The 12,319-nt window shown below is 68.3% G+C and carries 13 protein-coding genes; 9 read left to right on the top strand and 4 right to left on the bottom strand.

The window, feature by feature from the left end; all coding sequences use genetic code 11:
- Positions 1–114: 114 nt before the first annotated feature.
- Positions 115–876 carry an FCD domain-containing protein gene (locus A37E_RS0118440; RefSeq protein ID WP_029557954.1) on the bottom strand — a complete coding sequence of 254 codons (762 nt, stop codon included), beginning with the start codon at positions 874–876 and terminating at the stop codon, positions 115–117.
- A gap of 410 nt (positions 877–1,286) precedes the next feature.
- Here A37E_RS0118440 and A37E_RS0118435 point away from each other — a divergent pair, with 410 nt between their 5' ends.
- Positions 1,287–1,898 carry a hypothetical protein gene (locus A37E_RS0118435; RefSeq protein ID WP_038193367.1) on the top strand — a complete coding sequence of 204 codons (612 nt, stop codon included), beginning with the start codon at positions 1,287–1,289 and terminating at the stop codon, positions 1,896–1,898.
- Between the two features lie 66 nt (positions 1,899–1,964).
- Positions 1,965–2,447, top strand: coding sequence for a nuclear transport factor 2 family protein (locus tag A37E_RS0118430; protein WP_029557952.1), 483 nt, complete (start codon positions 1,965–1,967; stop codon positions 2,445–2,447).
- Positions 2,448–2,523: 76 nt separating this feature from the next.
- Here A37E_RS0118430 and ilvC read toward each other — a convergent pair whose 3' ends face one another.
- The 3 genes from ilvC to A37E_RS0118415 form a co-directional block, all read right to left on the bottom strand.
- Positions 2,524–3,543 carry a ketol-acid reductoisomerase gene (ilvC, locus tag A37E_RS0118425; RefSeq protein WP_024279649.1) on the bottom strand — a complete coding sequence of 340 codons (1,020 nt, stop codon included), beginning with the start codon at positions 3,541–3,543 and terminating at the stop codon, positions 2,524–2,526.
- A gap of 162 nt (positions 3,544–3,705) precedes the next feature.
- On the bottom strand, positions 3,706–4,221 hold the full coding sequence (gene ilvN, locus A37E_RS0118420) for an acetolactate synthase small subunit (protein WP_029557951.1): 516 nt from the start codon (positions 4,219–4,221) through the stop codon (positions 3,706–3,708).
- 187 nt (positions 4,222–4,408) lie between these two features.
- Positions 4,409–6,169: an acetolactate synthase 3 large subunit gene (locus tag A37E_RS0118415; RefSeq protein WP_029557950.1), complete on the bottom strand. Its 1,761-nt coding sequence runs from the start codon at positions 6,167–6,169 to the stop codon at positions 4,409–4,411.
- Positions 6,170–6,595: 426 nt separating this feature from the next.
- Here A37E_RS0118415 and A37E_RS0118410 point away from each other — a divergent pair, with 426 nt between their 5' ends.
- The 7 genes from A37E_RS0118410 (at position 6,596) to lpxK (ending at position 12,313) form a co-directional block, all read left to right on the top strand.
- Complete coding sequence (locus tag A37E_RS0118410; RefSeq protein WP_051679152.1) at positions 6,596–7,078, top strand: hypothetical protein; 483 nt, start codon at positions 6,596–6,598, stop codon at positions 7,076–7,078.
- 10 nt (positions 7,079–7,088) lie between these two features.
- Positions 7,089–8,054 carry a 4-hydroxybenzoate octaprenyltransferase gene (gene ubiA / locus A37E_RS0118405; RefSeq protein ID WP_029557948.1) on the top strand — a complete coding sequence of 322 codons (966 nt, stop codon included), beginning with the start codon at positions 7,089–7,091 and terminating at the stop codon, positions 8,052–8,054.
- 84 nt (positions 8,055–8,138) lie between these two features.
- Positions 8,139–8,990, top strand: coding sequence for a 3'(2'),5'-bisphosphate nucleotidase CysQ (locus A37E_RS0118400; protein ID WP_081837667.1), 852 nt, complete (start codon positions 8,139–8,141; stop codon positions 8,988–8,990).
- Entirely contained in the window at positions 8,987–9,232 is a 246-nt protein-coding gene (locus A37E_RS0118395; protein ID WP_024279655.1) for a DUF4170 domain-containing protein, read from the top strand. Before A37E_RS0118400 ends, A37E_RS0118395 begins: the two co-directional genes overlap by 4 nt.
- Positions 9,233–9,292: 60 nt before the next feature.
- Positions 9,293–9,991 carry a lysophospholipid acyltransferase family protein gene (locus A37E_RS0118390; protein ID WP_029557946.1) on the top strand — a complete coding sequence of 233 codons (699 nt, stop codon included), beginning with the start codon at positions 9,293–9,295 and terminating at the stop codon, positions 9,989–9,991.
- Between the two features lie 10 nt (positions 9,992–10,001).
- Positions 10,002–11,297 (top strand): 3-deoxy-D-manno-octulosonic acid transferase, encoded by a 1,296-nt coding sequence (locus A37E_RS0118385; RefSeq protein ID WP_029557945.1) that lies wholly within the window; start codon positions 10,002–10,004, stop codon positions 11,295–11,297.
- Positions 11,297–12,313 carry a tetraacyldisaccharide 4'-kinase gene (gene lpxK / locus A37E_RS0118380; protein ID WP_245279373.1) on the top strand — a complete coding sequence of 339 codons (1,017 nt, stop codon included), beginning with the start codon at positions 11,297–11,299 and terminating at the stop codon, positions 12,311–12,313. Before A37E_RS0118385 ends, lpxK begins: the two co-directional genes overlap by 1 nt.
- Positions 12,314–12,319 lie beyond the last annotated feature (6 nt).

Genomic DNA, 12,319 nt, shown 5'->3' with positions numbered 1-12,319 from the left:
GGCCGCGGGCTGGCGCACGGGCGCCGCCCGGCCACAGGGACCGAGTTGACGTGTTCCAAGGCATTCCCTCCAAAGCCGCCGGTTTTCCGGCGATCATCTTGGCTTTACTTCACCTCAACTCTGCGACTTGCTCAGCGCATAGCGCGCGAAGATGCGCTCCACTGGCTCGTCAATCTCGCGGCCGGCCCGCACGAAGCCCTTGCGCCAGTCCACCAGATGCCGGCGCATCCAGGTGCGGGAGAGTTCAAGGTCGCGCGCCCTGACGGCGTCGATGATGAAGCGGTGCGCCTGCGCCATGCGCCCGGCGCCCTCGGGCACCCTCCGGCAGATCATCTCCGTGGAGGGAAAGAACAGCAAGGCGGCGGGCTCGCGCGCCATCTCCAGCACGCGGTTGCCGCAGGCGCGGGCGAGGAGCGCGTGAAATTCCGAATCCAGCTCGGCCACGACGACGGGATTGTTCACCGCCGCCTCGAGGCGCTCCTGGTTATCTTCCAGCGCCGCCAGCATGTCCGCATCCGCATGGACGACCGCGCCTTCGACCGACCCCACTTCCAGCACCATGGCGGTGTCGAACAATTCGCGGAATGTCACGTCCTGCAGCACCAGCGCGCGGCTGATGCGGGTGGAGAGGCCGCCGGCCCGCGGCTCGCAGACGAACAGCTTGCGGCTCGCCTCCCGCCGCACGAGGCCGCCCTGCTCAAGCACGCGGATACCCTCGCGCACCGTGGAGCGGTTCACCCCGAACTGCCGCACCAGCGCCGCCTCTGTGCCGATCTCGTCCCCCGGCCGCAGCCGGCCGGACACGATCTCGGCCTCGATGGCCTCGGCGACCATCTCGTAGGCGGAAGGGACCTTGATGCGGTCGAACCGTTCCATCGCGGGCGGAAAATCCTCAAAAGGACGCTTTGTCGGACAAAAGGCTATTTGTAGCGAAATAGGTTGTCAACGGGGAGAATGGGAAATGCATTTTACGTCATAAACAACTGATAAAAAACACTTTTACTTGTCTTCGCAATTTCGCCCGACATCTTTTGCATCGCATCATTGCAGGCGCACACTGATGCGTTCCCCCGATCGCGCGGCGCGTCGTATCCACCCGTCCCGGACAGTCCCCGGCCCTATTCTTGCGTCGCTCGCCATCGCGCGATCCGAACGCGCGACGTGCCTTGGACGGGTCTGGTCATGCCATTGTTTTTCCAACGAGATTACGCACATCAAGGGCGCGCCCCCGGCGTGTCGCAAAGCAGACGACGCGCAGCGGTCCCCAGCTTCGGGATGGCCGCGCGATGACGGCCGACCCGCCCGAGCCGCTCCGTCGCTTTTGCTGGGACATCCAGTCCATGGTGGAACTGGCGGACGATCCGCGCGAGATCCTGATGATCGGCCGCGACCTCATGGCCCGGCTGGTGGCGCAGGACGACTGGCTGCCGGAGGTGTTCGCCCGGCTCGACGGCGCGCCGTTCCGGCAATACCAGCTCTATGCGGACCAGATGACCCGCTTCACGGTCATCGCCACCGTGCTCGCCCCCGGCGCCGCGCTGCCGGTGAGCGAGCAGATGGTATGGGAACTGGCCGGCGTGCTGCGCGGCGAGGTCGTGCGCCAGCGTCTCGCGCTGCCGGACGGCGCACCGCCGGTGGCACGGGCGGCTTCGAAATGCCTCGGTGCGGGCGCGGTGGATGCCTTCGCGCCCAAGGACGGGGACGGGCTCGCCATCGCCAACGGCTCGTCCACCGCTCCCGCTATCCTGATCGAGGTGCATGGCGCGGAGATCGGCGACCAGCCCCGCCGCACGGTCGGGCCGGACGGCACCGTGGGCAGCTTCACCACCGTCTACGCCAACCCGCCGGAGGCGCCGGCCTGGGACATCCTGACCATCCAGGCGCGCATTGTGGACTGACGGTTGCCGGCTGGCGGGCGGCGGTGCTCTAGTCGTTCCGCGCCCGCCGGCGCGGAGACCTGCGAGATGCTGCGCCGCGCCGTCCTTGTCCTCGCTCTCCTCCTCGCGCCGGCCCTCGCCCATGCCGAGGACCGTTCAGCGGCGGACCGCGCCGCGGAAGCCGCCATCCGCGCCCGCCTCGCCGCCTGGACCGAGGCGTTCAACCGGGGCGACGCCGCCGCCACCTGCGACCTGTTCGCCGACGATCTGAAATCGGATGTCCAGGGCGCGCCCGCAGGGGACAAGGCGGCCGTCTGCGCGCGCATCGCGAAGGCGCTGGCGAGGTCCGGCGGCAAGCTCGCCTATGTCTGCCAGATCCACGAAATCCTGGTGTCCGGCGACCTCGCCGTGGTGCGCCTCACCTGGGTGCTCACCGAGCGGCCGGGCGGCAATCCGCTTTCGCGCGACGAAGGCATGGACATCTTCCGCCGCGACGCCGACGGCCTCTGGCGCATCGCCCGGTTCATGGCATTCGCGGTGGAGAGCGAGAGCACGCCGGGCGGGAAATAGCCACCACCAAGCCCCGCCCATAAAAAAGCCCCGGAGCAGCCTTCGCCGCTCCGGGGCCTGCCTCAGCGCGTGAGGATCAGTTCTTGGACTTGTCCACGAGGGCCTTGGCCTTGATCCAGGGCATCATGGCGCGCAGCTTCTCGCCGACTTCCTCGATGGGGTGGGCGTTGACGCGGGCGCGGGTGGCCTTGAAGGAGGCCTGGTTGACCTTGTTCTCCAGCATCCAGTCGCGGGTGAACTTGCCGGACTGGATGTCGTTCAGCACGCGCTTCATCTCGGCCTTGGTCTCGGCGGTGATGATGCGGGGGCCGGTGACGTACTCGCCGTATTCGGCGGTGTTGGAGATCGAGTAGTTCATGTTGGCGATGCCGCCCTCATAGATGAGGTCGACGATCAGCTTCACCTCGTGGAGGCACTCGAAATAGGCCATCTCGGGGGCGTAGCCGGCTTCCACCAGCGTCTCGAAGCCGGCGCGGATCAGCTCCACGAGGCCGCCGCAGAGCACCACCTGCTCGCCGAAGAGGTCGGTCTCGCACTCTTCCTTGAAGGTGGTCTCGATGACGCCGGCGCGGCCGCCGCCGATGGCGGAGGCGTAGGAGAGGCCGAGGTCATGGGCGTTGCCCGAGGCGTCCTGGGCGATGGCGATGAGGGTCGGCACGCCGCCGCCGCGCTGATACTCGGACCGTACGGTGTGGCCGGGGCCCTTGGGGGCGACCATCAGCACGTCGAGGTCCTTGCGGGGCTCGATGAGGTTGAAGTGCACGTTGAGGCCGTGGGCGAACAGCAGCGCCGCGCCGTGCTTCATGTTGTCGGCGAGGCTCTCGCGATAGATGTCGCCCTGCAGCTCGTCGGGGGTGAGCATCATCACCACGTCGGCGATCTTGGCGGCTTCGGCGGGCGCCATCACCTTGAAGCCCTCGGCCTCGGCCTTCTTGGCGGAGGCGGAGCCGGGACGCAGGCCGATGATGACATCCTTCACGCCCGAGTCGCGCATGTTGAGCGCATGGGCATGGCCCTGGCTGCCATAACCGATGACGGCGACCTTCTTGCCCTTGATCAGGTTCAGGTCGGCGTCGCTGTCGTAATAAACGCGCATCGTGGTCTCCTTATGGGCGTTATCTCGAATTGGGGGATGGCCGCGGCTCCTTTGCACCGGATCGCGGCAAATGGAAACAGGCGTTTCGCCCGGCACCGCTGCCGGTGAACGCCTGTTTCCGATTGGTCACATTGTCAGGCCGCGGTCCTCACATGGCCCATTTCACATGGCCTCCGGGCCGCGGGAGATGGCCACCACGCCGGTGCGCGCCACCTCCACGAGGCCGAGCGGCTCCATGAGCCAGGCGAACTGGTCGATCTTGTCCGACTTGCCGGTGATCTCGAACACGAAGCTCTCGCGGGTCGCATCGATGACGCGGGCGCGGAAGGCCTCGGCGAGCCGCAGCGCCTCGCCACGGGCCTCGCCCACGCCGCGCACCTTCACCATGGCCAGCTCGCGCTCCAGCGCCGAGGCCTCCACGGTCAGGTCGCGCACCCGGTGCACGGGCACGAGGCGGTCGAGCTGGTTCTTGATCTGCTCGATCACCATGGGCGTGCCGGTGGTGACGATGGTGATGCGCGAGAGGTGCCCCTCATGGCTCACCTCGGACACCGTCAGGCTGTCGATGTTGTAGCCGCGGCCGGAGAACAGGCCGATGACGCGCGCCAGCACGCCCGGCTCGTTGTCGACCAGGACGGAGAGGGTATGGCGCTCGATGGGCTCGGAAGAGTTGGGCATGGGTGTCTCGGATGGAATGGCGTGAGGGCGCGGGGGAAGAGGCTCCCTCTCCCCTTGCGGGAGAGGGATGGGGTGAGGGGTATGGTTCAGCTTGGCCAGCGCCGGGCGTTTCGACCCGGCGGCCTCACCCCCTCACCCCCAGCCCCTCTCCCGCGAGGGGAGAGGGGAGGAAGCGAAAGGGCCCGCCTCACACCAGCATCTTGCCCTCGTCGGTGATGGCCTCGTCGAGGTCCACGGCCATGTCGCCGAGGATCATCTCGTTATGGGCGCGGCCCGAGGGGATCATGGGGAAGCAGTTTTCCTGCTGGTCCACGATGCAGTCGAAGATCACCGGCCGCTTGATGGCGATCATCTCCTCGATGGCGGCGTCCAGATCCGAAGGCTTGTCGCAGCGGATGCCCACGCCGCCATAGGCGTCGGCGAGCTTCACGAAGTCGGGCAGCGCCTCGGAATAGGAGTGGGAGTAGCGCGCGCCGTGCAGCAGCTCCTGCCACTGGCGCACCATGCCCATGTACTTGTTGTTCAGGATGAAGATCTTCACCGGCAGGTCGAACTGCACGGCGGTCGACATCTCCTGCATGTTCATGAGGATGGAGGCTTCGCCGGCGATGTCGATGCACAGGGCATCGGGATGCGCCTTCTGCGCGCCGATGGCGGCGGGCAGGCCGTAGCCCATGGTGCCGAGGCCGCCGGAGGTCATCCAGCGGTTCGGCTCCTCGAAGCGGAAGAACTGCGCCGCCCACATCTGGTGCTGGCCCACCTCGGTGGAGATGTAGACGTCCTTGTCCTTGGTGAGATTGTAGAGCCGCTCGATGGCGTATTGCGGCTTGATGATCTCGTCCGACTGCCGGTAGGCGAGGCAGTTGCGCCCCCGCCAGCGGTCGATCTGCGTCCACCACGCATCCAGCGCCGCCTTGTCGATGGACAGGTCGCGGGCCTTCCAGGCGGCGAGCATGTCAGCGAGCACGCGGGTGCAGTCGCCGATGATGGGCAGGTCGACCTTGACGTTCTTGTTGATGGACGAGGGGTCGATGTCGATGTGGATCTTCTTGGAGCCCGGCGCGAAGGCGTCGAGGCGGCCGGTGATGCGGTCGTCGAAGCGCGCGCCGATGCAGACCATCACGTCGCAGCCGTGCATGGCCATGTTGGCTTCATAGGTGCCGTGCATGCCCAGCATGCCCAGCCACTGGCGGTTGGCCGCCGGGAAGGCGCCGAGACCCATGAGGGTCGAGGTGACGGGCACGCCGGTGAGGCGCGCCAGCTCGCGCAGGATGCGGCTCGCCTCGGGACCGGAATTGATGACGCCGCCGCCGGTGTAGAAGATGGGACGCTTCGCCCCGGCCAGCATCTCCACCGCCGCCGCGATTTGCGGCGCCTCGGCGTCGAGCTTCGGCCGGTAGGTCTTGTGCTGGATGTTCTCGCGGCCGACATAGGTGCCGGTGGCGAACTGCACGTCCTTCGGAATGTCGACCACCACCGGGCCGGGCCGGCCGTTCTGGGCGACATAGAAGGCCTCATGCAGCACGCGCGCGAGGTCGTTCACGTCCCGCACGAGGTAATTGTGCTTGGTGCAGGGGCGGGTGATGCCGACCGTGTCGCATTCCTGGAAGGCGTCGTTGCCGATGAGGTGGGTGGCCACCTGCCCGGTGATGCAGACGATCGGGATGGAATCCATCAGCGCGTCGGTAAGGCCGGTGACGGCATTGGTGGCGCCGGGGCCGGAGGTGACGAGCACCACGCCGACCTTGCCGGAGGAGCGGGCATAGCCCTCGGCCGAATGCACCGCCGCCTGCTCGTGCCGCACCAGGATGTGCTCGATGTGGTTCTGGTGGAACAGCGCATCGTAGATCGGCAGCACGGCACCGCCGGGATAGCCGAAGATGTGCTCGACGCCCTGGTCGGCGAAGGCCTGGATCACCATCTCGGCGCCGGTCATCTGCTTGCTCATGGTGCAACTCCCTGCGGGAACCATCCGGTCCCGGCCGGCGCGCTTCGCCGGACTTTTATCCTTGTCTCCACCCGGCCTGCGGCCCGGCTCGATCCTGAAATTCCGCGCCGGCGCCCCGGCTCAGAAACGACGAAGGGGCCCGAAGGCCCCTCGTCACGCGCCACTTCATTCGCCACGGCCTCAGGCCGGACGGAAAGTGGCGCACCACCCTACGAGAAGAATAACGATCTTGCGCATGGCCGCGCTGTCCCTTTCAAAAGTTGCGCGAAATTACCCACGCGCAAGGGGTCCGTCAAGCGCAGATGCACTCCGTTAGGGAATGCGTGGTAGCTTTCCGCGCGTTCCGCCGTGATATTGCCCAAAGTTGGGGGTCTGTATATCAAACCTGCGGTCCGAGAGGATCCCGATGAGGAGGGGCTCTGCCTCATGAAGACGTTCACGCTCGCGATTTCGGCCACTCTGGTCGCGACTGCGCTGTCCGCCGGCGTCGCGCTCGCGGATTGCCAGACCGATGTCGCGTCGGTTCGCGGTGAACTGGAGGAGAAGGGCAAGGCCCTGCAGGCGGTGGTGAACAAGAAGGAGAAGGACCCGCAGGTGCTCTGCCCCGCGTTCCGCGCCTTCGCCGCCGCCGAGCAGAAATGGGTGAAGTTCCTCACCGACAACAAGGACTGGTGCCAGATCCCGCAGCAGGCCGTCGATCAGGCCGCCGCCTCCAACAAGAAGACCGTGGACATCCGCAACCGGGTCTGCGAGGCCGCAGCCAACGGCGCGTCCGGCGTGGGCGGGCCGAACAAGCCGCCGCCGCAGGGCTCCATGTCCAGCGCGCTCGGGATCACCACCGGCTACAGCATCGATGCGGGGAAGAACACTGGCGTCTTCGGCACCCTCAACGGCAACGCACTGAAGTGAGGTCGCCGGATTGAGTGCCCGCGAAGGGGCTGCCGCCCCGCCGATCGCCGATGCCCCGCGTGGTAACTGGGTGGAGCGCCTGGCCCCTGGCCCGGTGCGGCCATACCTGCGACTCGCGCGGATGGACCGTCCGATCGGGTCGTGGCTCCTGCTCCTGCCCTGCTGGTGGTCCACGGCGCTCGCCGCCATCGCCAATGACGACCCCTATCCCTCGCCCAAGCTGCTGGTGCTGTTCGCCATCGGCGCCGTCGCCATGCGCGGGGCGGGCTGCACCTGGAACGACATCCTCGACCGCAAGATAGACCGGCAGGTGGCGCGCACCCGCGGCCGCCCCGTCGCATCCGGACAGGTGAGCGTTCCCGCCGCCTTCGCGTTTCTGGTTTTTCAGGCCCTTGTCGGCCTCGCGGTGCTGCTCTCGCTGCCGCATTTCGCCATCGTCACCGGCATCGCCTCCCTCGGCGTGGTGGCCGTTTACCCGCTGATGAAGCGCGTGACCTCGGTGCCGCAGCTCATTCTCGGCATCGCCTTCTCCTGGGGCGCGCTGATGGGCTGGGCGAGCGTCATGCGCACCATCGCCGATCCCGCCCTGCTGCTGTTCGCCGGCTCGGTGCTGTGGGTGTTCGCCTACGACACCATTTATGCCCATCAGGACAAGGAGGACGACGCCATCGTCGGCGTGCGCTCCACCGCCCTCCTGTTCGGGCGCAGCACCGGCCTTGCCGTGTCGCTGTGCTATGCGCTGGTGGTGTTCCTGTTCGCCGCGGCGCTCATGTCGGTACCGGTGGGGCCGTTCGCCTATCTCGGGCTGATCGGCTTCGCCATTCACCTGTGGATGCAGGTGCGCCGGCTCGACATCGACGATCCCGAGCGCTGCCTCGCCGTCTTCAAGTCGAATCGCGATGCCGGCCTGATCCTGTTCGTGGGCCTCGCCCTCGACACCCTCCTGCCCAACACCATCCTCCCTCTCCTGCCGTAAGGACACCCTTCGGGGCGGTCCGATTGACGCGGTGCAGCATGAGATGGCTTGCCTCGCGGCGTCCGCGCCCCTATTTGGCAGGCAATGAGCACCGAACCGACGCGCGCCGGCGGCGGGGATCATCCCCGTTTCGCCATCGACGACGCCTTCGCCCGCCGTATGGTCCATACGGTGGCCGAGGCCGGCGAGATGGCGCGCGGCATGTTCGCGGCCGGCGTGAAGACCTGGACCAAGGGCAACAATTCCCCCGTCACCGAGGCCGACATGGCGGTGGACGCCTTCCTGCGTCAGCACCTGACGGCGCTTGATCCCGCCGCCGGCTGGCTGTCCGAGGAATCGGCCGATACGCCCGCGCGCCTCTCGGCCTCGAGATTGTGGGTGGTGGACCCCATCGACGGCACCCGCGCCTTCATGGCTGCCGGCAGCGACTGGGCGGTGTCCGTGGCGCTGGTGGAAGCGGGACGGCCGGTGGCCGCCGCCTTGTTCGCCCCGGCCACCGACGAAATGTTCACCGCCATTGCCGGCGCCGGTGCCTTCCACAACGGCCGCGCCCTCGCCGTCGCCTCCCGCGCGCGGCTGGAAGGAGCCCGGGTCGCCGGCCCGCCGGCCGATCTCGACCGCATCGCCCGCGCCGCCCCCATCGAGCGCCTGCCACGCATCCGCTCGCTGGCGCTGCGCCTCGCGCGGGTCGCCACCGGCGAAATCGACGTCGCCTTCGCCGGCGGCAATTCCAATGACTGGGATCTGGCCGCCGCCGACCTCGTCGTCACGGAGGCGCAGGGCCGCCTCACCGGCCACGACGGCATTGCGCTGCGCTACAATGCGCCCATTCCCAGCCACGCCCCCCTCGTCTGCGCCGGTGCGCCGCTGCACCAGGCCGCGCTCGAGGCGATGGGCGCACCCGTTTCTTTCAAAGCCGCATTGGATACGCCATGACTGAGACGAAGAAGCAGTTGCCCCACCTGGTTTTCGGCGGGGAGCTCACCGCAATCGACAGCGCCGAGTTCAAGGATCTGAGCAAGCTCGACATCGTCGGCATTTATCCCGACTATGCCAGCGCAACGGCGGCCTGGAAGGCCAAGGCGCAGCAGACGGTGGACAACGCCATGATGCGCTACTTCGTGGTACACCTCCACCGCCTCCTCGATCCGGAAACCGGCAAGGTTCAGGGCGGGTGAAGATCGGGTTCCTCGTCCCTCACCCGGTGCGGGACGCAACAACAGTGGGCAAACCATAAGATGTGGCGGCGACTGAGGACAAACCGCGCCTTCAAGGTGGCAGCGGGAACGACGTTTGCGTCCTATTTCAAGCTGGTGGCGCATACGACCGATTTCGTCGTCGAGCCCCCGGACGTCTTCGACACCATCGACGAGCACCTGCCGGTGATCGTCACCTTCTGGCACGGGCAGCATTTCCTCACCCCGTTCGCCATGAAGCCCCACCACAAGGCCAAGGTGCTGATCTCCCGCCATGCGGATGCGGAGATCAATGCCATCGCCGCCGAGAAGCTGGGCGTCGGAACCATTCGCGGCTCCGGCGCCACGTCCAAGCGCGACTTCCACCGCAAGGGCGCGGTCTCCGCCACCTACCAGATGCTGGACACCCTGGCGGAAGGCATCAATGTGGCGATGACCGCCGACGTGCCCAAGATCGCCCGCAAGGTGGGCATGGGCGTCGTTACCATTGCACGCTACTCGGGACGCCCTATCATCCCCGTCGCCATGGCGACCCATAATCGCATCACATTGAAGAGCTGGGACCGTGCCAGCCTGAACCTGCCGTTCGGGAAGGGTGCCGCCGTCGCCGGTGCGCCGATCTGGGTCGACCGCGACGTGGACGAGGCCGGCCTCCTCGCCGCCCGCGATCAGGTGCAGGCCAGCCTTGAGGACGTGACCCGCCGGGCCGAGGCGCTGGCCGCACGGACCTCTCGTCGATGAAGGCCTCGACATGAAGGGGCGCAAGCTGCCTCTCACCCTCCGGGCCTACCGGCGGGCGAGTTCCGTGGCGGCGCTGCTGGCGCCGGCCTGGCTCTCCTATCGCGTCCGCAAGGGCAAGGAAGACCCGGCGCGCCTCGCCGAGCGGCGCGGCTATGCCAGCACCGAGCGCCCCCCGGGCCCGCTGGTGTGGGTGCATGGCGCCAGCGTCGGCGAAGTCATTTCCGTCCTTCCGCTGATCGAGCGGCTCTCCCAGCGCGGCTTCCGCGTGCTGCTCACCTCCGGCACGCTCACCTCCAGCCGCGTGGCTGAGCGGCGGGCGCCCCCCGGCGTCATCCACCAGTTCGTGCCGCTGGACGCCCGCGCCTTCGTCGCCCGCTTCCTCGACCACTGGACCCCGGACCTCGTGCTGCTGGCCGAATCCGAACTGTGGCCGAACCTGCTCGCCGAGCTGGGCCGCCGTGGCACGCCCGTCGTGCTGGTCAATGGCCGGCTGTCCGAACGCTCCGCCACCCGCTGGAAAAAGCTTCCCAAGAGCGCGCGGGCGCTGCTCTCCCGCGTGGACCTGTGCCTCGCCCAGAGCGAGGAGGACGGCGCGCGCTTCCGGGCGCTGGGTACGCCGCGGGTGGAAGTCTGCGGCAACCTGAAATTCGACGTGCCGCCCCCCTCCGCCGACACGGCCGAACTCCAGCGGCTCGACAAGGCGCTCGGCAAGCGGCCGATCCTGCTCGCCGCCTCCACCCATGAGGGTGAGGAGGCGCTGATGATCGAGGCGCACGAGATCCTCACCTCCAAGATCCCGGAGCTGGTGACGGTGATCGCCCCGCGCCATCCCGAGCGCGGGCTGGATGTGGCGGCGCTCGCCCAGGCGGCGGACCTCGCCACCCGCCAGCGCAGCCTCGGCGAGCTGCCGGACCGGGAAACCGACATCTACATCGCCGACACCATCGGCGAGCTGGGCCTCTTCTATCGCATGGCGCCGGTGGTCTTCATGGGCGGCTCGCTGGTGGAGCATGGCGGGCAGAACCCGATCGAGCCGGCGAAGCTCGGCGCGGTGGTGCTGCACGGCCCCCATGTCTGGAACTTCGCCAACATCTACGAGCGGCTCGATGCCGACGAAGGCGCGGCGGAAGTCACCGATGCACTGGGCATCGCCCGCGCCGCCTATGCCCTCATCAAGGACCCGCAGCTGCACGGCGAGATGGCCGATGCGGCCCACGCTGCCGTGACCTCGCTGGGCGGCGCGCTGGACCGCACGCTGGTCGCCATCGAGCCCTATCTCGTCCACATCCGCCTGCAGGCCCGCTGATGCTGCGCGCGCCCGCCTTCTGGTGGCGCGACCGGCCGGGCCTTGCCGCCGCTATGCTCTCTCCGGTCGCCGCCGTCATCGGCGGCGTCGCGCTGCGCCGGCTCGGGGAGGCCGGCGGCATGGTGGACGTGCCGGTGATCTGCATCGGCAATCCCACGGTCGGCGGCGCGGGCAAGACCCCCACTGCCATCGCCCTCATCGAACGGCTCAAGGCGCGCGGCGCGCAGCCCTTCGCCCTGCTGCGCGGCCATGGCGGCAAGGCCAAGGCCCCCCTTCGGGTCGATCCAGCCTCCCACACCGCGGCGGATGTGGGGGACGAAGCCCTGCTGCTCGCCATTCATGCGCCCACCATCGTCGCCGGCGGGGACCGGCTGGGTGGCGCGCGGCTGGCGGTGAAGGCCGGCGCGAGCCATGTGGTGATGGACGACGGCTTCCAGAACCCCTCCCTCCACAAGGATTGCACGCTGCTGGTGATCGATGCCGGCGTCGGCGTGGGCAACGGCTGCGTCACCCCGTCCGGGCCGCTGCGCGCTCCGCTGGCCCCGCAGATCGAGAAGGCCGATGCGCTGCTGCTGATCGGCGACGGCGCGCCCGGCGAGACGGTGGCCGGGCTGGCCCGCGCGGCGGATCTGGCCGTGCTGCACGGGCACCTCGCGCCGGAGCCCTCGGCCGTCGCGGCGCTCAGGGGCAAGCCTCTCGTCGCCTTCGCCGGCATCGGACGGCCGGAGAAGTTCTTCGCCACGCTGGAGGCGGAAGGGCTCAATGTGGTCGCGCGCCACGCCTTCCCCGACCATCATCCCTACCGGACGGACGAGATCGCCCGCCTCGCGGCGGAGGCGCGGCGCCTCGGCGCGCGGCTGGTGACGACGCAGAAGGACTTCGTCCGGATCGGCTTCGCGTACACCGTCAGCGCGAAGATCGCGAACCTGCCCGTCAGCCTCGCGCTGGACGGGGGCGATCGGCTCGACGCCCTGATCAGCTGGGCCGAGGCCCGCGTCGCCGCCCGCAGGCTGTAAGGCCGG

Source organism: Xanthobacter sp. 91 (assembly GCF_000702385.1).
GTDB lineage: Bacteria > Pseudomonadota > Alphaproteobacteria > Rhizobiales > Xanthobacteraceae > Xanthobacter > Xanthobacter aminoxidans.
Note: the sequence above shows the minus strand (reverse complement) of the source record. Positions and strands in the feature narration are given on the sequence as shown.

What these genes read in the sequence shown, in the direction of transcription:
- A37E_RS0118440 (WP_029557954.1), bottom strand. Translation starts at nt 876, where the DNA reads ATGGAACGGTTCGACCGCATCAAGGTCCCTTCCGCCTACGAGATGGTC.
- A37E_RS0118435 (WP_038193367.1), top strand. Translation starts at nt 1,287, where the DNA reads ATGACGGCCGACCCGCCCGAGCCGCTCCGTCGCTTTTGCTGGGACATC.
- A37E_RS0118430 (WP_029557952.1), top strand. Translation starts at nt 1,965, where the DNA reads ATGCTGCGCCGCGCCGTCCTTGTCCTCGCTCTCCTCCTCGCGCCGGCC.
- ilvC (WP_024279649.1), bottom strand. Translation starts at nt 3,543, where the DNA reads ATGCGCGTTTATTACGACAGCGACGCCGACCTGAACCTGATCAAGGGC.
- ilvN (WP_029557951.1), bottom strand. Translation starts at nt 4,221, where the DNA reads ATGCCCAACTCTTCCGAGCCCATCGAGCGCCATACCCTCTCCGTCCTG.
- A37E_RS0118415 (WP_029557950.1), bottom strand. Translation starts at nt 6,169, where the DNA reads ATGAGCAAGCAGATGACCGGCGCCGAGATGGTGATCCAGGCCTTCGCC.
- A37E_RS0118410 (WP_051679152.1), top strand. Translation starts at nt 6,596, where the DNA reads ATGAAGACGTTCACGCTCGCGATTTCGGCCACTCTGGTCGCGACTGCG.
- A37E_RS0118400 (WP_081837667.1), top strand. Translation starts at nt 8,139, where the DNA reads ATGAGCACCGAACCGACGCGCGCCGGCGGCGGGGATCATCCCCGTTTC.
- A37E_RS0118395 (WP_024279655.1), top strand. Translation starts at nt 8,987, where the DNA reads ATGACTGAGACGAAGAAGCAGTTGCCCCACCTGGTTTTCGGCGGGGAG.
- A37E_RS0118390 (WP_029557946.1), top strand. Translation starts at nt 9,293, where the DNA reads ATGTGGCGGCGACTGAGGACAAACCGCGCCTTCAAGGTGGCAGCGGGA.
- A37E_RS0118385 (WP_029557945.1), top strand. Translation starts at nt 10,002, where the DNA reads ATGAAGGGGCGCAAGCTGCCTCTCACCCTCCGGGCCTACCGGCGGGCG.
- lpxK (WP_245279373.1), top strand. Translation starts at nt 11,297, where the DNA reads ATGCTGCGCGCGCCCGCCTTCTGGTGGCGCGACCGGCCGGGCCTTGCC.